Below are 19,605 nucleotides of genomic sequence, written 5' to 3' on the forward strand. Positions count from 1 at the left end.
CCCGAGCTATCACACATCAGTCTTTTTCCCGGATGCATGATACGGAAAACGACATGGATCGTTGTCGTTGTCATATGGCACCGTCAGAATTTGATATCACCCATTTGCACTACGTCTGCATTGATGATCCGGTAGCCTGAATACCATTTTGTCGGCCGGTCGCATTTGTTGAATTCCACGTCGCCATTTTCAATGACATCTAAGACTTGGTTGGCGGCGGAGTCAGCGGCCTGGAGCACGCGGTTGACTACGTTCTCACGGCCGGTGTCCGCGCTCCCGTAGATCAGCTGGACACCAACAGGAAGATAGGTCGCGTCGAAGACCGGCACCTGACGTGCGTTGATTGCCGGGATGTTGCCGAGGTCGGAGTCTACAACCATTCCGACACGGTCCCCTTGCTTTATCATTCCCCGGTATAGCAGCTCTTCCAAAGCTGCGAGCCAACCAAGGTTTTCTTTCTTGTCTGTCGTGAGGTTGATGAATTCCCAGCAAAAGGGGATATCGAGTTTCCAATAGGCGTCCGCGCCTTCAGGTGGAGGCGCTTCCTTGAACGACACCACGGCTGTCACAGACACCTCGTGCCCCTTTATTGAGCGAGTGTTCGTGTCCACTGCGATGGTGTAATCGTAATTCCGGGACAACGCGTCTTTGGGATCAAAGCTCATAGAGCCAGCGCTTTGGGGAATCCTGGTAAGGACTTTTGGTCCTTTCGGCCGTTCATAGCTGACCTCGGAATACGTGTTTTCCATAGGCTGGTTGAACTTGAATTCGCCCGTTGACGGGTTGACGCTGATAGAGAGAGAGGTCACGTCTCCGACCGTCGTCCCATAAAGGTGCTCAATCCGCTTCTTAGTCGGCCGGTTCTTCCGCTTTGGCGACAAAATATGCTCCTCACGCAACGTGTATAATCGTTTCAGGGGTAGTTGGTGGGAAAACGTCTATCGTCCACATATCTTCACTCAATCCTTATCTGCTGATTGTTGTGAAGCCAATAGAAATAAGGGAAAGTTATAGCGCGATTCTATGCATGGTTGAGGTGGCATTGCAGCGACATGCTGAAGTATCCTGATAAGTTTCTAGAAGTCCGAGCGGAATGCGTAGACCTGCCGCCCTTTTCATCGCTGTGCGCGGGGTTTGACAGCGACCATTGGCGTGCAAAGCCGTTCGCGGATCATCTCTTCCAATGGTTACCGTTCGCAGCGTTGAGCCAGGAAAACCAATTGGCATTCGGAGCCAACAATTTTGTGGAAATGCTGCAGCTCGCCGCCGCGCACATTTACAACACGAAGAAGACAGCATCGAGAGGAGAGATTGGCGAGCTGATATTCCACTTGGCATGCATACAGCACTTCGGGACTTGCCCGGTGCTTTGCAAGCTCGTGCTCAAAACGTCTTCCAATGACACGGTGAAAGGCTTCGATGGGGTCCACATCTTGCCCAAGGGCGATGATTTTGAAATTTGGCTCGGCGAGTCGAAGTTTTACTCTGATCCGTTGAAAGGGATTCAGGATGCTGTCGCCTCGGTGAGAGATCATCTAATTCCTGCGTTTTTAGATACGGAGAAGGCGATGATTCTTGGCCATGTTGCCGAGGGAATTCCCAATCGAGAGGCAGTAAAAAAGGCGTTCAAACCTCAAACGTCGAAGGACGAGCTTCTGAAACGGGCGGTTTTCCCGATTTTGATCGCTTACAACAGTGACACTGTAGCGTCTCATAAAAATTTGTCTTCAAATTACATTGCAGAACTTCAAACTGAAGCTGAGAAGTTACGGACTTATTTTTCTGATAAAGCAGCAGGTCTCACGGTAAAATTCGTGCTGATGTTCGTGCCTATGAACAACAAGAAAGCGGTGATCGAGAGTTTCGACAAAAAATTAGAGGCTTTCCTATGACGATCCTGGAACGTTTGCGCACTCTTGAACCGGATAGGATGCTTAGTGCTGACGATATCTTTGATGCAATGACCAGCGCGGGTATTTCGCTTGCTCATTCTGATGATCGAGAGGACGACGAAGCACTCGAAATATCGATCCGTTTGCTGGAGGCCCGACGTCAGGGGCAAATTCCAGAAGATTGCCTCGCGGTTGTCGAGATGCTGGCTGAGGAGTGCGGACTTTATCCTTACGTCAACAGCGACAAGTTCAGCTTGTTCGGCCAGGCAGTTATCGAAGCACACGCGATACAACTCGACGAGAAACTGTACCTGCACTCCAAGCAGATGGAAATTCTGCTTCATTTGCTGGCAGGCGACAATGTAATCCTCAGCGCTCCGACGAGCTTTGGAAAAAGCATGCTCGTTGACGCCTTTCTGACGTATAAGTCACCGAACACCGTTGTGATGCTCTTGCCAACCATTGCGCTGATCGATGAAACGCGTCGACGTCTCACACGCCGCTTCGGGGATAGATACGACATTGTCACGACTGTGACGGACGCCGCTGATCCTATTCGGCCAACGATCTTTGTCCTTACTCAGGAGCGGTTCCTGCAACGCAAAGACGTCAAAAGGATTGATCTGCTTTTTGTCGATGAGTTTTACAAGCTCGATCCCACACGCCAAGATGATCGATACGAGAACCTGAATATCGCCCTGTATCGTGCATTGCCCGCGTCAAAGCAGTGTTTCATGGCCGGGCCGCATATCAAGACAATCTTCCTGGGTGACCAGTACCGAGGCAATTTTCGGTTCGTGCAAACCGACTATCGAACTGTATCTGTCAATATCTTCGACCGCTCGTCCCGCGAGGATAAAAAGCATTCGCTCCTTTCCGATCTTGCAGGTGTCGGGGATGAAAGCTCAATCGTTTTTACAGCAACCCCGGGGTCGGCCCAAAACCTCATGAAAGAGTTCGTCGCTGAGGAGCTTGGCACGGCAAACCGCATAGGGTCTCAATTGAAGGCCTGGATCGCTGAAAACTATCACCCGGCCTGGCCCGTCGGCGATGGGACAGAGAGGGCAATCGCCGTGCATCACGGACGGCTTCCTCGGTCACTCGGACAACTATTCATTCAGCTTTTCGACCGTGGCATAATAAAAATCCTAATCTGCACATCGACGCTGGTAGAAGGTGTGAACACGTCAGCGGCTAACGTCTTCATCTTTGATAAGAAGATTAATCATCGCGCTGATCTGGACTTCTTTTCATTCGCAAATATTCGTGGACGCGTCGGGCGGATGATGAGGCATTTCGTAGGGCGAGCATTCATATACTATACCCCGCCGGAGGTTGTAGAGACGAACGTAGAAATACCCATTCTTTCTGACCCCGCATCTTCTTCCGACTACATCCTCATGAACGTCGATAGCGACGAGCTATCCCCGGCGGGTAAGTCACGGAAGGACAGACTGCCTGCCGCAACAGGGCTGAGTATCGCTGTGCTGAAGGAGCACGGCGCGCTGGGCGTCGATAACCTGATGCTCGCGAACAGCCGCATTAAGCAGACGCTGATAGATAATCCGGGTCTACTACTCTGGAAGGGTTTTCCGTCTAAGGAGCAGAGGATTGAGATCGCTGAACTCGCCGTCACCATCGCCAGAGCCCGGGGCGAGCAGTTTGGCATGGGGAGCGGAAAACAGGTCGCTTGGTCATGGGCGCAACTCCAAAAAATTTCGACTCTACCGAAGTATCTGCGCTGGTTTGAGAGGACCTTTGCTCCGCGTGACAAAGCAAAAGGTATCGATGATGCGTTTCGTTTCCTTCAGGCGTGCGAATTCGCTTTCCCTCGGTCGCTTGCTGCAATCGAGGCTCTGGTTTTGATGAACGAGCCCTTGGAGGACGCCAATTATGGGCCATTCATCTCGTCGTTGGAAAGCTGGTTCCGGCCTCCCTGGATGAAGCAGGTCGACGAAGCCGGAATTCCGCTACCATTAGCGGAACGTTTGGCCAAGCATCTCGCCGCTCCGGTCGATAGGAAGGATGCTCTTGGACAGATTGCGCGGCTCGATTTGGAAGGACTTGGTCTAGGCGAAATCGATAAGCTATTGATCGAACTGGCGGCTGAGAAGTAGTGACCGTTCCTCGCGTCTGTTTGTTTTCTCCCTTACACGCCACTAGTTTCGGACACCTCCGATCCGATCCGCTGATGTGAAAGGAAAGACAGTCCAAAAGATGGGAAATCAGCCGAACGAGGTATTCAGATTTTAATCACGAACTCCGGCCGAAAACCTGTCGTTTCCCGACTATGGCCCATTGGGTTGCTTACGATTCAGCGCAGATGCAGATATCAGCGTCAGGTATAGCTATTTGCGCGCTGGCGGGGTCATGACATGCATATCGCTGACGATCCATGCGCGCATGGGCTTGTCTCATAAGTTTCAGGGGTTTGTCGGAGATGCGCTGTACACCTGTCTGGCCTGAAGGACGGGCTGCAGCGTGCTACGGTGCCATAGGCCTGTTGTTTAGGTTGCGGCTGCTGGCAAAAACTGCGCTGGGGTTCCCAGAAGGCAAAGGACGGAGGAGAGCGGCCAAAACTTGCCCGGTAACGCTGCGCTGCTGTCTCAAGGCTTCGGCCAATGAGAAGACGACATCCCTATGTTCCGCGAGGGTCATACGTGCTTCTTCCAATGCGGACTTCAAAATGTCATCTATCTCCTGCCGAATGAACGGATATTTTTGGAACAGCGCCGCATCTTTGGTGTCGAGGAAGCGCACCGGTAAGACGTGTAGTGTATTGCCCATTCCGAACATACCGACCATCCGGATGGCTAATTCGGTTGCTTCGACAAGGTCGCCTTTCTCTAGGCCGCCGGAAGCCGTTGATCGGTCCCCGATGAACAATTCCTCGGCCGCAAGACCAGCAAGCTTCATGGCGATCTCGGCACGATAGGAACTCTCAGTCTGCAATGTGACGTGCGGGGCGAATATCGTTGTTCGACCGTGAACGTCATCGTCCTGGTCGGCGCGATGGTCATCCGTGTAGATTTCGACCGAGGTGATAAGTCCGATGTCGAAAACCTTCGCGAGCACGGCGTGGCCTGCTTCGTGAAGGCAGATTCTCCATAATTCATCCGGCTTTAACGGAATGAAGACCGGGACTAATTCGACAAGGTCAGCGATCTGAGGAGATCGGCTGTCGTCTCGTGCACGCTGCCGCACCTGGCGAGCTATATACTCAAGATCGGCACCGCCTTTGCCGCTCAAATTCCTCGCGACCTCTTTCAAGACGCCGTTCCCGGAGAATTCAGGCAGATAGTGTGTGAGGATTGCCTCTCGCCCTGCGATATCGGGCTTCGACAATTCGATGTGTTTTTCCAAACGTCCAGGACGAAGGAAAGCCGGGTCAATTCGTTCAGGGAGATTGCTCGCCGCGACGATGATCACACCTTCACGGCCGGTAGCGCCGTCTACTGCTTCCAGCATCGCGTTGATGACTTCCAACATGTACTGGGCATTGTCACCAGAAAGTTTTGCCCGATGGCCGAATGAATCGAACTCGTCCACTAACAATATCGACGGAGCAGATGCCTTTGCATCCGCAAAAGTTGCGTACATTGCGTTGAGCAAGTCGCCCATGTGCCCAGCACTCTGCCATTGACCGAGTGAGGACGCGATAAAGTGCGCATCGCACTCGACGGCTAATGATTTCGCAAATGTCGTCTTGCCGGTTCCAGGAGGTCCGTAGAGCAGAATTCCTTTGTCGATTTGGTTCCAGGGGAGAACTCCTTCCCTCCAAAGCGCAAGATCACGCTTTAGGCGTTGTCCCCATTCTCCTGCAGAACCAAATGACGACAAAGGAAGGGTGCGTTTGTCGGCTCCATGCGACACCAGCTTTCTAAGTCTCCCAATAGCTCTTTCTGCGGGCTTGCCGCGCCGAAACGCACTGTCGATAATGCCGACGTCCTGTTGCTGAAGAAATTCTCTGTCATCGTCAGAAAGCCTACCGCTCCCCAAATATCTGCAGAGACCTTCAACGCACCGATGATCCAAAACATCCAAATCCGCTGTCCAGTCGACCACTGCTTCGAATTCCGCGTGCAGTTCATTTCCCTTTGAAATGAACACGATTGTCCTAGGAGCGGAGAGGTATCTCTGCGGCTGGAAATCCCATTTGCCCTTTCGGTTCCGAGAGGTGTGACAGCACACACTGAAATCTAAGGTGTCTCTGTTCTTGCCAGGCCCCAAACATAAATCCGCAAGAGGCTCGAAGTCTTCTATGGGCCAGCGAGAAGGCACTCGTACTACCAGAACCCCGCCGCCTTTCGACAGGAATCCATATTGCCGTTTGAGAATGCGAACTAGAGCGCAGTATCCAAGGAATTCACGCGGACTTTTATCAAGTAGCTCTCTGCCGCGACCACGATAAAGCCGCTGAGGAGCTTCTTGAATTAAGCGATTAAGCTCCCGTTTTGCGTGCGTTACAGCTCGCAACGCATCGATAAACTCATCAATTTGAGAACCGTGCTTGTCGCTCATCACACCACCAATTGGTCGTGGGCCCCGGGGCCTAACCGGTACCAGCGATTGAACGACCGAGCCAAACCAGCGGTCGCATCAATATAAAAAATCTCGGTTGTCGCACCGATATTGCCATTCTTGATTGAGGGGTGACCCATCATCCTTCCTACGAGGATGGGCACGACCCGATTTGCGAAAGTCCACTCCGAAATCGAGACACTAGCTTCGATCCCCTCCGGACCGACGGAACTCAATTCATCAAGAGCGGAGGCAAGGTCTCGCAGCTTATTGGCGAGATCAGCTAATTCGGTGCGAGTGTTCGCTTTGTCAGATGGCAACATCACACCTCTCCACAAGCCAGCGGCAGCCGCGAGATTTGAGGAGAGACCTGGCGTGCAAAATCAGGCACGGCGAATATGAAAGCCAAGTCGAGTTGCTGGCTCTTACGTTCCAGCGGCACTTCCGAGCGGAATTCAGGTCCAAACTTAAAAGGAATTTCAGTCATCGGACGTCCTCTTGATTCGTTTGATACGCATCAAAAACACCGATTCGGGACCTAAATGCAAAGAAAAAGATCGAAAACTCATTAAAAGGATCGAAATATCACCTATGTTGACATTTCAAGCTCCAGCGATTTCTTGAGAGAATGCAATCACTTCCGGCCCTTCTGCGAGCTGCACGATTTCTGCTTGGCTACAGCCAAAGTCATGTTGAAACCTCGTGCAAGCTGACTGGCCGGTTCCTAATCACTTTAGAGAACGGCACGCGGCAACGGCTGCCAAGCGCAGCTTTGACAGTTAAAGCCTTTTACGAAGTCCACGGGGTCGAGTTTCTTGATCCAACAGACGGATACGGTGCCGGAATCCGATGGAAGTCACCAGACAAGGCAGACGCGTTTGGTGGGCAAGTTTTTCGCGCCGCGCGAGGTCTTGCCGACCTTTCCCAAGAAAAGTTGGCTGAGCAAGCCCAGGTCGGCCGAAAATTTATCGCGTTGTTTGAGCGGGGAGAATTGAAGTCGATAAACTTGGAGACATTGAAAAAAATAGAGCTTTGCCTTCGCGATCTAAATATCGAGGTCACGAAGGGGACGTCGTCTCACGGAGCAGGTGCGCGCTGGATCAATAACGTGCTTCAGTAGAAGCTAAGTTACAGACATACGCAGGATTAAAGGCCTCTATGCTGTATCTAGGCTCCAATAGAAGACGCCGTGGACGTCTTCACTCCGCCCCTTTGCCCGTGCGGGTGTAACGTTTCGCGGTGGATAAAGACACATTCAAAGCTTCAGCTATCCACGCATGTGTGTAACCGGCAGCTTTAAGCATAACTGCTTTTCGCATTCGTGGGTCTTCGCTAAGAGACTGTTTTCTTAAAGAAAAACTCCAGAATTGCTCGGGGTTCGCTTTTATGTCATTCTTGGTGCGCCATCCTCAAAATCCTTCTTCTCTCCGACTTCCCGACACCCAATTGGCATGCACGCGTCGCGCGATAACGCGGACGTGATGGGATTGGGCCGGTCTTGCCCCACGAGAACGCCGGTCCGAGGCTGCCAAGCCCCCGAAATCGCTGGACTTTGACCAAAGACAAATTCATCCTTTCCCTGTTCCACGCCCTGCAGTTCAACGCAGGGCTGGAACGGCAAGGGCGCCGCAGAGCGCTTTCGGGGAGGAAACATGGAACATATCTTCACGCCGCCACGGCCGTGGCTGGCGGCCTATGGCACAAGCATTCCACAGGAACTGGGAGACCTTCGCTACCGGAGCATCGCCGATCTGGTCGATCAATCTTGTGCTGCTAACGGTCCGCGCAAGGCGTTTACCTGCGTCGTACCGAACGGCATGAACGGCAGCCTGACCTATGCCGAAATCGGCGAGATGTCGGATGCTTTCGCCGCCTTCCTGCATCATGACTGCGGCCTGCGCGCCGGCGACCGGGTCGCCGTGCAGCTGCCCAATGGCCTGCCCTACCCCGTCGTTGCCTTCGGCGTCTTCAAGGCCGGCTGCATCCTGGTCAACACCAACCCGCTCTACACGCCGAGCGAGATGGTGCACCAGTTCAATGATTCCGGCGCCAAGGCGCTGGTGATCGTCGACATGTTCGCCGACAAGCTTGCGGACGTTGTGCCGAAGACCGGCATTCAGACGGTGGTCCTGGCAGGCGTGCCGGAATTCTTCCCCAAGCTGCCGGAGATCATCATCCGCGGCGTGCAGAAGGTCTGGAACAAGGTGCTGCCGCCGGTGCCGAAGCTCGCTGTCCCCGTCCTGCTGATCAAGGAGGCGCTGGCCAAGGGCCGCGCGCACCGGGCGGATGTGCAGGCCATGTGGGCGGCTTCCGGTCCCGACGACCTCGCACTTTTGCAATATACCGGCGGCACCACCGGCGTCGCCAAGGGTGCAATGCTCACCCACGGCAACATCCTCACCAATCTCGATCAGGTGCGCGCGGTCTCCGGCGGCGTCATGGCCCGGGAGGACCAGGTGCTGACGGCACTGCCGCTCTATCATATCTTCGCCTTCACGGCGAACCTGATGACCTTCTTCGAACTGGGTGCCCGCAACATCCTGATCCCCTCGCCGCGCCCGGTGCAGAACCTGCAACGCGCCATCGAAAACTACCCGATCACCTGGATCACCGGCGTCAACACGCTGTTCAACGGCCTGATGAACGAGGAATGGTTTGCCGCCTATCCGCCCCGGAAGCTGCGTGCGGCGATCGCCGGTGGCACCGCGCTGCATGAAGCGGTCGCCACCCGCTGGCGGGTGATGACGGGAACCCCGATCGCGGAAGGTTACGGCCTCAGCGAAACCTCGCCGCTCGTCAGCTTCAATCCGCTGGACGACCGGGCACGAGCCGGCAGCATCGGCGTCCCGGTGCCAGGCTGCGACGTGATCCTGGTGGATGCCGACGGCAAGCAGGTGCCGCCCGGCGAACCGGGCGAACTCTTGGTGCGTGGCCGCCAGGTCATGCTCGGGTATTGGCAACGCCCCGACGAGACTGCGACAGCCCTGCAGAACGGCTGGTTTGCAACCGGCGATATCGCGGTCATGGACGGGCAAGGCTTCCTGAAAATCGTCGACCGCAAGAAGGATCTGGTGCTCGTCTCGGGCTTCAACGTCTATCCGAATGAGGTGGAAGACGCGCTTGCCAAGATGGATGCGGTGCTCGAAGCCGCCGTCGTGGCAATCCCCGACGCGAAGACCGGTGAAGCGGTGCGCGCCTATGTGGTGAAGAACCCCGATCATGAGGGCGACCTGACGGAAGACGCGATCCGCAGCCACTGCAAGACGCTGCTCAGCGACTACAAGGTGCCGAAATCCATCGTTTTCCGTGATGCCCTGCCCAAGACGCCGATCGGCAAGATCCTGCGCAAGGATCTGAAGGCCGAAGTGCTGGCAGAGTTCAAGAAGTGAGCGGAGGGCAAAGACCATGTTGACAGAACTTGAAACCACCCTGCTCGGCATCATGATGATGGTGATCATGTTGGGCATGGGCGCGTCCATGACCTGGCGCGACTTCTTCATCGCCTTCCGCAAGCCCAAGGGCATTCTGGTCGGCCTCTTCAGCCAGTATCTCATCATGCCGTTTCTCGGCTATGCCCTCGCTCTCGCGCTGGGCCTGCCCGCCGGCATGGCGGCCGGTCTCATCCTAATTGCGTGCATGCCGGGCGGTACCACCAGCAACATCTTCGCCTATTTCTCCAAGGGCGTGCTGGCGCTGTCGATCATGATGACGACGGTCTCGACGCTGGTGGCCGTCGTCACGGTCCCATTCCTGCTCAGCTTCTACAGCGGGCTCGCCGGTCTCGGCGGCGACTACGTGATCCCGGCCGGCAATGTCGCGCAGGTGCTCGTGGTCCTTCTGGTCCCGACCGTGCTCGGCATGTTCCTGCGCAAGATGAACGCCAATGCCGGCGCCACGATCGAGATGATCGGATCCTTGCTCGGCGTGGTCGTCATCCTCTTCTTGATCGGCTCCTGGGTGCCGCGCAATTACCAGATGCTGCTCGACACCCCCTTCCCCGTCTATGTCGCGGCGATCGGGATCGGCCTGACCGGCATGTTGCTGGGCTACTGGCTGGCCCGCGCCCTGCGCCAGGACGCCAACCGCTCGCGCACCATCAGCCTGGAAACCGGCATTCAGAACGGACCGCTGGCAGCCCTGATCGTGACCCTCTCCTTCACCGGCACGCAACAGCAGGAGGTCTTGTTCATTCCGATCCTCTACAGCCTGTTCATCGTGATCACCTCATCGGTCATCACGCTCTGGTATCGAAGGACAGCCACTGAAGAGGCTCTAGCCCGGGACATGGCGAAGGTCAGGGCTTGAGGCGAACGGACAGAGGCTGATGCTGCCGGCAGAACAGAAGCTCGTCGCGACTTCACCGTGCCACGGCGATACCCATTAGCCACCGCAACAAACGCCTCGACGTATGAGTACTCTCGGCGCAGACAAAGAAAAACCCCGCCCTTTCAGGCGGGGTTTGTTGTTTCAGGAGTTCGATCGTCGAACTCGGTATACTCAGGGCAATCAGATCGCCTGGTAGGCGGCGATGATGGCCGTGACCTGATCCGAGTTCATGGCCTGGATCTGGGCGGTTGTGATTGCCTGCAACTGGTCGGTTTCCAGCTCGCTGATGTCGGAGGTCGACAGACCGGCGATCGCTGCCGTGGTGATGGCGGCGATGTCATCAGTGGAGAAGGTATCCAGATCTTCGCTCGACAGCGCGCTGATGGCGGCCGAGTTCAGTGCTGCAACCTGGGCCGAAGTCAGAGCCTCGATCTGATCGCTGGTCATTGCGACCAGCTGATCGGTCGTCAGGGATCCGACAGCCCGCGAGCCGAGGGCCGCAACCTGTTCGGTCGAGAAGGACACCAGACCATCGGTCGAGAGGTTCTGGACCTGCGCCGACGTCAGGGCACCGATCTGGGCCGTCGAGAACCCGTCGATCTGTGCAGAAGTCAGGCTTCCGACCTGAGCCGACGTCAGGGCCGCCACCTGGGCTCCCGTCAGTCCTGTTAGCTGCGCGGATGTCAGGGCCCCGAGGTTCTCGGTCGACAGGGCTGCAATCGTCCGGGTGCTCAGCAGTGCCAGTTCACTCGAGTCGAAGGTCGCCATGTCTTCGGTCTGCAGGCCGGCGATGGCACCCGTGCTCAAGGCAGCGAGCTGGCCGGTCGACAGAACGCCGATCTGGGCGGAGGTCAGTGCGGTGACCTGATCAGACGTCAGGCTTGCAAAGACCCGCGTTCCGAGAGCCGCGATCTGCTCGGTCGAGAACGAAGCGAGGTTCGCAGTCGACATCGCAGCAACCTGGGCGCTGGTCAGAGCACCGACCTGAGCCGTATCGAGCCCGTCGATGTCATCCGTGGTCAGCACACCGATCTGAGCGGTCGTTACAGCAGCCACCTGAGCGGTGGTGAGACCTGCGAGCTGTGTCGAGGTGAGAGCCGCGAAGTTCTCGGTCGACATGGCTGCCAGAGCCCGTGAGTTGAGGGCTGCGACATCCGTCGGTGCGAAGGTTGCGACATCCTCAGTGGCCAGACCCGCAATACCTGCAGAGCTGATGGCTGCCAGCTGAGCCGTCGACAGATAGTCGAACTGGCTGGAGGTCATCGCGGCGATCTTGTCGGAGGTCAGGCTCGCGATACCGGCCGTTGCGATGCCGGGCAGCTGATCCGAGGTCAGCGCTGCAAGGCTTTCGGTGGACAGTGCGGCGATCTGGGTCGACTTCAGAGCCGCCAGCTGGCCGGAGTTCAGTCCGGCAATCGTGGCGCTGTCGAGCGTTGCGACCTGCGCAGTTGTCAGGGCGGCAACCTGAGCCGTCGTCAGACCAGCGAGCTGGGCCGAGCCGAGGGCTGCGAAGTTGTCGGTGCTCAGCGCAGCGATTGCCCGCGTCTGAAGAACCCCAAGCTCTGCGGAGTCGATGGTGGCGAGATCGTCAGTACCGAGGCCTGCGACCGCTGCCGAGCTCAGCTGCGAGAGCTGGGCCGTGGAGAGAGCCGCAAACTGTGCGGTATCCAGGGCACTGATCTGAGCCGAGGTCAGAGAACCAACGGCGCGGCTGCTGATGGCGGCAACCTGGTCGGTATCGAGACCGGCAACGGCGTCAGCCGAGAGACCGCTGATCGCTGCAGACGAGATCACGGCGATTTCGTCCGTCGAGAAGGTCGCGATGTCGTCAGAAGACAGGGCAGCCAGGTCGGCGGAGCTGAGCGAAGAGATCTGGCTGGAGGTCAGAGCCTCAACCTGAGCCGTGCTCATCGCCGCCAGCTGGTCCGCGGTCAGGGCACCCACGGCGCGAGAATTGAGCGACGCGACCTGCTCGGTGGACAGGGATGCGATGTTGTCCGTCGACAGGGCGACGATCTGCTGAGAGGTCAGGACACCAGTCTGGGTCGCCGTCAGACCATCGATCTGAGCCGAGGTGAGGACACCGAGCTGAGCGGTCGTCAGCGAAGCAACCTGGGCCGTCGTCAGGCCGGACAGCTGGAGGCTGTCGAGCGAGGCGATGTTATCGGTTGAGAGCGCCGCGATGGCTCGCGAGTTCATGACCGCAAGGTCAGCGGAGTCCAGGCCATCAAGGTCTGCCGAGGAGAGACCCGCGACTGCTGCGCTGGAGAGGGCAGCGAGCTGGCCCGTCGTCAGGACAGCCACCTGATCGGAGGAGAGTGCCGCCACCGCATCAGAACCGAGGGCAGCAACGGCCCGGGTGTTGATCGCAGCGACCTGATCGGACGACAGCGAGGCCAGTGCATCCGTGGTCAGAGCACGAACCTGAGAGCTGGAGAGCATGGCCACCAGAGCCGACGTGAGGCCGTCAATCTGGTCACTGACCAGGGTCGCGACTTGCGCCGTGGTGAGAGCCGCCATCTGGCTGGTCGTCAGACCCGACAGCTGAGCGGAGTCGAGCGAGGCGATGTTGGCGGTCGATAGCGCGGCGAGGGCACGGGAGTTCAAGGCAGCCAGATCAGCCGAGGCGAAGCCATCGAGGTCTTCGGTCGCCAGACCGGCAACGGCTGCACTCGAGAGAGCTGCCAGCTGTCCGGTGGAGAGAACGCCAACCTGATCGGAGGAGAGTGCAGCGATCGCGTCAGAGCCCAGAGCGGCAATGGCGCGGCTGCTGAGGGCCACCACCTGATCGGTGGTGAACGATGCCAGCGCATCGGTGCTCAGAGCGCGTACCTGCGAGCTGGAGAGCAGCGCCACCAGATCCGTCGACAGGCCATCGAGCTGGTCGCTGTCGAGAACGCCAACCTGGGCGGTCGTCAGGGCACCAAGCTGTGCCGAGGTCAGGCCCGAGATCTGAGCCGAGTCGAGCAAGGCGATGTTGTCGGTCGATAGAGCCCCGATGGCGCGGCTGCTGAGGACCGCGATCTCTGCGGAGCTCAGCGTGCCGATGGCATCCGAGTTCAGGCCGCGGATGGCAGAGGACGTCAGCGTTGCAAGCTGGCCGGTCGAGAGAGCTGCGAACTGAGCCGAGTCGAGCACATTCAGCTGATCGGACTTCAGCGAAGCGGTAGCGCGAGTGCTGATTGCAGCCAGCTGATCGGTGCTGAGCGAAGCAACAGCATCCGTCGACAGAGCCGCGACCTGCTGGGAAGACAGCGCACCGATCTGGTCGCTGGTGAAGCCATCCAGCTGATCGCTGTCGAGCGAGCCGATGATGGCCGTCGAGAGAGCCGCGATCTGCGAGGACGTCAGGCCGACGAGCTGGCCGGAGGTGAGCGTTGCGAACTTGTCGCTGGAGAGAGCTGCAAGCGAGCGCGACTGCAGGGCGGCAAGATCGGCGGAGTCGAAGGTTGCGAGATCTTCGGTCTCAAGGGCACGAGCGGCGGCCGAATTGATGGCAGCGAGCTGACCGGTCGACAAGGCGGCGATCTGCGTGGATGTCATCGCGGCGATCTGGGTGCTGTCGAGAGCAGCCACGGCGCGTGTGTTGATGGAGGCGATCAGGTCGGTCGACAGGTTGCCGATGACGGCCGAGGTGATGCCGCGGATGGCAGCAGAGCTCAGCGAAGCGAATTCTTCGGTGCTGAAGGTGCCGAGATCGGCAGACGACAGGGCCGCAAGGTCGGAAGATGTGAGAGCCGCGATCTGAGCCGACGAAAGGGCCTGGATCTGGTCGGTGCTCATCGCTTCGAGCTGAGCGGTCGTCAGGGCGGCGACGGCGCGGCTGCTGAGGGCAGCAACCTGCTCGGTCGAGAGCGAGGCGACATTGTCGGTGCCGAGTGCGATGACCTGCGACGAGGTCAATGCAGCGACCTGAGAGGTGCTCAGACCGTCGATCTGGTCACTGTCGAGAACGGCGACCTGGGCGGTCGTCAGCGCGCCGATCTGGATGCCGGACAGTGCCGTCAGCTGGGCGGACGTCAGCGCAGCAACGTTGTCGGTCGACAGGGCAGCCAGGCTGCGGGAATTGAGCGAAGCAAGGTCGGCGGAGTCGAAGGTTGCGACATCTTCGGTTGCGAGACCCTTCACGGCAGCCGAGCTGAGAGAAGCGAGCTGCGTGGTGGTCAGAGCGGCAACCTGATCGCTGCCAAGGGCTGCGACCTTTTCAGAGGTCAGAACCGAGATAACGCGGGTGCTCAGGCTTGCAACCTGTTCGGTCGAGAGCGATGCGAGCGTATCCGTGCTCAAAGCGCGCATCTGGGCGCTGGTCAGTCCGACGAGCTGGGCAGTGGTGAGGCCATCAGCCTGTGCAGAGCTCAGGGTCGCGATCTGCGCGGTGGTGAGAGCGCCGATCTTGGCGGCCGTCAGGCCGACCATCTGGGCGGAGTCGAGAGAAGCAAAGGCCTCCGTGGACAGAGCAGCCAGCGATCTGGAAGAAAGAGCGGCGACGCCGTCGGAGGAAAGCGTATCGATATCATCAGAGCCGAGGCCCTTGACAGCCGCCGAGCTGAGAGCGGCGAGCTGACCGGTGCTCAGGACATCAACCTGATCCGTGGACAGGGCGGCAACCTGAGTAGAGGACAGAACCGCGACGGCGCGGCTGCTCAGAGTAGCGATCTGGTCGGTGGTGAAGGAGGCAAGGTTGGCAGAAGACAGGGCCGTCATCTGACGCGAGGTCAGGGCCGAGACCTGCGTCGGGGTCAGGCCATCGATCTGGGCGGTCGTCAGGTTGGCGATGACCGTGGTCGAGAGCGAAGCAATCTGCGCAGTGGTCAGGCCGGAGATCTGGTCGCTGTCGAGAGCAGCGAAGCTGGCGCTCGAAAGGCCAGCCAGAGCGCGTGTGCTCAGAACGGAGAGTTCGGCAGAGGTGAGCGTTTCGATGTCTGCGGCTTCGAGGCCGGCCAGTGCCAGGCTGCCGAGGGCGGTGAGCTGAGCGGTCGAAAGCGCGTCAAACTGCTCCGAGCTCAGCGCGTTCACCTGCGCGGAAGAGAGGGCGCCGAGGGTGCGGCTGCTGAGGCCGACCATCTTGGCGCTGTCGATGACGGCGAGCTGGTCGATCGTCAGGCCACGAACCGCGACGCTCGAGAGCGCGCCGAGCTGGCTGGTGCTGAGGCTGTCGAAATCGTCAGTCTGCAGAGCACCGATCTGAGAGGAAGAAAGGGCCGCCACCTGAGCCGTGCTCAGGGCCGCCACGTCGTCGCTGGTGAAGTTGGCGATCGTCGCGGTGGAAAGCGACCTGATCTGGGAAATGCTCAGAGAAGAGATAATCGAAGTCATGTGACGCGCGCCTTCAACGTTTGCGGTTGGCCGTTGCATTCCTTGCCACCGGTCGGGGGAGCACGTCAGGTGCCTCACCGCGCGACCTCGGGAGCATCCTGCGCCCTCAGTGGCTGCTATCCGCACGCAAGCGCAGGTCAATCGCGCTCTTGTACGGTGTCCTTGCGGACGTAAGTCTTTGGTGGAACATGGCTCGACCGAGCCTGACGGTGGAGAGGGCATCATGCAGCAGAGGTGATCTCTGCTTCCCACACCTTTTAAGGTTCATTCCCGGGACCGGGAGGCGAACCTTGTCACATCGATTCGCAAACAGACGGATGCGATGAGACGAGTCTTGCCCAGATGATTAGGGCTCACAGTCTAATTTTCTATTAACAGACCGCAGTGGAACTCATGGGTCTATTCTTGGCCCCACACGACTTCGGGCGCCTCTTTCCTAGGATGCTATCCCCCAACATCAGGTGATTTGGCAAGTCCTAAGATAAGACGGGGCACGACTACGCAAGCCCAAAGCAAGCTAAGCAATCTAGCTGTTGTAGAAACGCCGCTGCGCGGGAACGAAACCTGGCCTGCCAAGGCCGACAACAGATGTGATGTCGATGGTGATACATACAGCATTCGCCCCGGAGCAGAACGCACAGCTTTCAGCAGCAACGGAGAAGGCAAGACGCCAGAAGCTCTCGCTGCTCGAAGTGCTGCAGCTTGCCGAGCAGTGGGGCGCGGCCGGCCAGCTGGCACTTGCGGCTGAACTCTACAAAACCTGGACGGCCTTCAACGACCAGAGCCCCCTGCTGCATCTCGCCTTCTTCAATTACTCCGTCATCCTCAAGCAACTCGGCGACACGGCCGGCGCCATCAACGCCCTGAAGGCGGCGCTGAAGGCGGCGCCCCTCATGGGTCAGGCACACATCAATCTCGGACGGACTTACGAAGACTGCGGCCTTGGGGCCCAGGCAATCCAGCAGTGGCGCAGCTTCGTCGACGCGACCAACGAGATCACGCCGGACAAATCGGTGCATCGCCTGATGGCGCTGCAGCACATCGGACGTGTGATGGAAGGCGCGAACCTTCTTGAGGACGCGGAGACCGCCCTGTGGCAGGCAATCGAGCTTCGGCCCGACAAGCCGGAAGCCGGCCAGCACTGGATCTCGGTGCGCCAGCATCAGTGCAAATGGCCTGTTGTTCAGGGCTCCGAATTCGTCACCAAGCGGCAGATGCTCGATTCGATTTCGCCTCTGCCGCTGGCCTGCTACGCCGACGATCCGATCTACCAGATGGCAAAGGCCTATCGTTACTACAAGATGCTGGCCGGCCGGCCGGACCCTGCACATCTTAACAAGCCCGAGCCGCGCAAGAAGACCGGCACCGGCCAGCGTCTGCGCATCGGCTACGTGTCGTCTGACCTGCGCGACCACGCCGTCGGCTTCGCATTGAGCGAAGTACTGGAACTGCACGACAAGACCTCCGTCGAGGTCTACGCCTACTACATCGGCGAAGCGCGAACGAATGACGCGACACAGACGCGCATGAAAGCCGTCATCGACGTCTGGCGCGACATCACCGCAATGTCGGATCTCGATGCAGCAAAGCAGATCATGGCCGACCAGATCGACATCCTGATCGACGTCAACGGCTATACCAAGCTTGCCCGGACCAAGATCTTCTCCTACCGCCCTGCCCCGGTCATCGTGAACTTCTGCGGTTATCCGGGCACCATGGCGAGCCCGGTGCACCAGTACATCATCGCTGACGAGCAGATCATTCCGCCGGGCAACGAACTCTACTACACGGAAAAGGTCCTCTATATCCCGTGCAACCAGCCGGTCGACCGCAAACGCGTGATCGGTCCGCGTCCGGCCCGCGCCGAATATGGCCTTCCCGAGGATGCCTTTGTCTTTGCCTGCTTCAACGGCATGCAGAAGATCACCGCCGCCGTCTTCACCCGTTGGATGGCGATCCTTACCGCCACGCCCGGCAGCATCCTCTGGCTCCTCGGCGGCTCGGATGCGGTCAACCAGCGTCTGCGCGATCTGGCAGCATCCGCCGGCGTGGACCCGAACCGCATCTACTTTGCCTCCAAGGTCCCCAATCCGAACCACCTCGCCCGCATTGCGATTGCGGACCTGTTCCTCGACACCTTCCCCTACGGCGCGCACTCCACCGCGTCCGACGCACTGACCATGGGCCTTCCGGTTCTGACGGTTCCGGGCAAGAGCTTCGCCTCACGGTTCTGCAGCAGCATCGTCAAATCGGCCGGCGTGCCTGAACTGATCTGTGCCACACCGGACGACTATGTGCGCAAGGCGGTCGCCTTGGCCAGGGACAAGGCAGGTCTCGCTCAGATCCGCAACTCACTGCAGGCACAGCGCGACACCTGCGCCCTGCGCGACATCCCGCGCCTCGTGCGCCGTCTGGAAGAACTGTATTGGCAGATGCAGGGCGAGCGGGAACGCGGCGAGACGCCGGTACCGGATCTCTCCAATATGGAAATGTATTACGAGATCGGCACGGACGTGATGCTGGCCGAGGTCGAGTTCGAAGACGAAGCGAGCTACCGCAAGCGCTACACCGACCAGATCCAGAACTGGCACGATTTCCATCCCGTTGCGCATGACACGCGCCTGTGGCCGTCACGGTCCTGAATCTAAGCGGGCGCCGCTTTGCTGGCGCCCCTTTCTTTCCGGCCGAAGCAGGGTCCGGGCACCGCCTGCAATTCTCTACTTGATGCACATTTGTCCGCGGTCCGAGAGACCGCTTTCGAGAGGCCCGGAACACCATGCTGGAAAAATATCAGCACTATGAGACACTGGTCGGAGAAGTCGAAAACACCATTGCGAAGATCCACGCGCTTCCGCTCGCGCGGTGCTACGATACCCAGTATCTTGAGCACGAATTCATCCCGAGCCTCGGCTTGAACAACGAGAGCCTCGAGCAGCAGCCGACTGAGCTCGGCCCTTACTTCGGCAAGGGCCTGCACCTGTGGCAATATCCGTCACAGCTCGCCCATTATCTCGTCTGGCTCGCCCATAGCGCCCGCGACATCCGCACCTATTCCGAGATCGGCTGCCGTTGGGGCGGCACCTTCATCCTCGTCAACGAATGGCTGAAGAAGATCGGCGCACCGCTTGAGTTTTCGCTGGCGGTCGACCCGATCGACCCCACCCCCTTCGTGAAGAAGTACATCGAGATCTCCTCGACGCCCGTCCACTACATCAAGAACTTCTCCACCTCCCAGGAGGTGATCGATTACATGTCGATGCTGAAGCCTGAAATGGTCTTCATCGATGGCGATCATACACTCCAGGGCGTAATGTTCGACCACTTGCTGGTGCGCAAGACGGCCAGCATCATCGTCCATCACGATATCGCGTCCCAAGCCTGCCCCGGCACTTCGGTGTTCTGGAGCTATGTGAAACAGGCCGAGTCGGATTTCTATGCCTGGGAATTTACCCAGCAATACGCATCCGTGTCCGGAAACTTCCTCGGCATCGGCGCACTGAAACGCCTTTGATCCCGAGGACCGTCCATCAGTTGCCGCTTCCAAGAGGAA

The 19,605-nt window shown here is 58.4% G+C and carries 13 protein-coding genes; 7 read left to right on the plus strand and 6 right to left on the minus strand.

Translation table 11 applies throughout. The features are described from left to right. Nucleotides 1-83: 83 nt before the first annotated feature. Entirely contained in the window at nucleotides 84-881 is a 798-nt protein-coding gene (locus tag M1E12_RS12165; RefSeq protein ID WP_479561974.1) for a hypothetical protein, read from the minus strand. A gap of 171 nt (nucleotides 882-1,052) precedes the next feature. Between M1E12_RS12165 and M1E12_RS12170 the strand changes: the two genes are divergently transcribed. Beyond that, on the plus strand, nucleotides 1,053-1,892 hold the full coding sequence (locus M1E12_RS12170; RefSeq protein ID WP_479561975.1) for a HamA C-terminal domain-containing protein: 840 nt from the start codon (nucleotides 1,053-1,055) through the stop codon (nucleotides 1,890-1,892). After that, complete coding sequence (locus tag M1E12_RS12175; protein WP_479561976.1) at nucleotides 1,889-4,009, plus strand: DEAD/DEAH box helicase; 2,121 nt, start codon at nucleotides 1,889-1,891, stop codon at nucleotides 4,007-4,009. Before M1E12_RS12170 ends, M1E12_RS12175 begins: the two co-directional genes overlap by 4 nt. Before the next feature lie 367 nt (nucleotides 4,010-4,376). Here the strand turns inward: M1E12_RS12175 and M1E12_RS12180 are convergent, their stop codons facing one another. From M1E12_RS12180 to M1E12_RS12190, 3 genes are read right to left on the minus strand one after another with little or no spacing between them, the layout of a single operon-like run. After that, a complete protein-coding gene (locus tag M1E12_RS12180; RefSeq protein WP_479561977.1) occupies nucleotides 4,377-6,413 on the minus strand; it encodes an AAA family ATPase in 2,037 nt (678 codons plus the stop codon). Then, complete coding sequence (locus M1E12_RS12185) at nucleotides 6,413-6,736, minus strand: hypothetical protein (RefSeq protein ID WP_479561978.1); 324 nt, start codon at nucleotides 6,734-6,736, stop codon at nucleotides 6,413-6,415. Before M1E12_RS12185 ends, M1E12_RS12180 begins: the two co-directional genes overlap by 1 nt. Next, nucleotides 6,736-6,900 carry a hypothetical protein gene (locus M1E12_RS12190; RefSeq protein ID WP_479561979.1) on the minus strand — a complete coding sequence of 55 codons (165 nt, stop codon included), beginning with the start codon at nucleotides 6,898-6,900 and terminating at the stop codon, nucleotides 6,736-6,738. Before M1E12_RS12190 ends, M1E12_RS12185 begins: the two co-directional genes overlap by 1 nt. A gap of 141 nt (nucleotides 6,901-7,041) precedes the next feature. Between M1E12_RS12190 and M1E12_RS12195 the strand changes: the two genes are divergently transcribed. Beyond that, complete coding sequence (locus M1E12_RS12195) at nucleotides 7,042-7,533, plus strand: helix-turn-helix domain-containing protein (RefSeq protein WP_479561980.1); 492 nt, start codon at nucleotides 7,042-7,044, stop codon at nucleotides 7,531-7,533. A gap of 79 nt (nucleotides 7,534-7,612) precedes the next feature. Here the strand turns inward: M1E12_RS12195 and M1E12_RS12200 are convergent, their stop codons facing one another. Beyond that, nucleotides 7,613-7,801, minus strand: a complete 189-nt coding sequence (locus M1E12_RS12200; RefSeq protein WP_479564875.1) for a helix-turn-helix domain-containing protein — start codon at nucleotides 7,799-7,801, stop codon at nucleotides 7,613-7,615. Between the two features lie 264 nt (nucleotides 7,802-8,065). Here M1E12_RS12200 and M1E12_RS12205 point away from each other — a divergent pair, with 264 nt between their 5' ends. Beyond that, nucleotides 8,066-9,802: an AMP-binding protein gene (locus tag M1E12_RS12205; RefSeq protein ID WP_479561981.1), complete on the plus strand. Its 1,737-nt coding sequence runs from the start codon at nucleotides 8,066-8,068 to the stop codon at nucleotides 9,800-9,802. A 16-nt stretch (nucleotides 9,803-9,818) separates the two neighbouring features. Continuing rightward, entirely contained in the window at nucleotides 9,819-10,718 is a 900-nt protein-coding gene (locus M1E12_RS12210) for a bile acid:sodium symporter family protein (RefSeq protein WP_136538306.1), read from the plus strand. A gap of 201 nt (nucleotides 10,719-10,919) precedes the next feature. Here the strand turns inward: M1E12_RS12210 and M1E12_RS12215 are convergent, their stop codons facing one another. Further along, a complete protein-coding gene (locus M1E12_RS12215) occupies nucleotides 10,920-16,055 on the minus strand; it encodes a beta strand repeat-containing protein (protein WP_479561982.1) in 5,136 nt (1,711 codons plus the stop codon). Nucleotides 16,056-16,654: 599 nt separating this feature from the next. Here M1E12_RS12215 and M1E12_RS12220 point away from each other — a divergent pair. Together M1E12_RS12220 and M1E12_RS12225 are read left to right on the plus strand one after the other, a co-directional pair. Beyond that, complete coding sequence (locus tag M1E12_RS12220; protein ID WP_479561983.1) at nucleotides 16,655-18,697, plus strand: O-linked N-acetylglucosamine transferase, SPINDLY family protein; 2,043 nt, start codon at nucleotides 16,655-16,657, stop codon at nucleotides 18,695-18,697. Nucleotides 18,698-18,831: 134 nt separating this feature from the next. Continuing rightward, nucleotides 18,832-19,566 carry a hypothetical protein gene (locus M1E12_RS12225; protein WP_479561984.1) on the plus strand — a complete coding sequence of 245 codons (735 nt, stop codon included), beginning with the start codon at nucleotides 18,832-18,834 and terminating at the stop codon, nucleotides 19,564-19,566. Nucleotides 19,567-19,605: the final 39 nt, after the last annotated feature.

This window comes from Rhizobium sp. K33 (assembly GCF_056501445.1).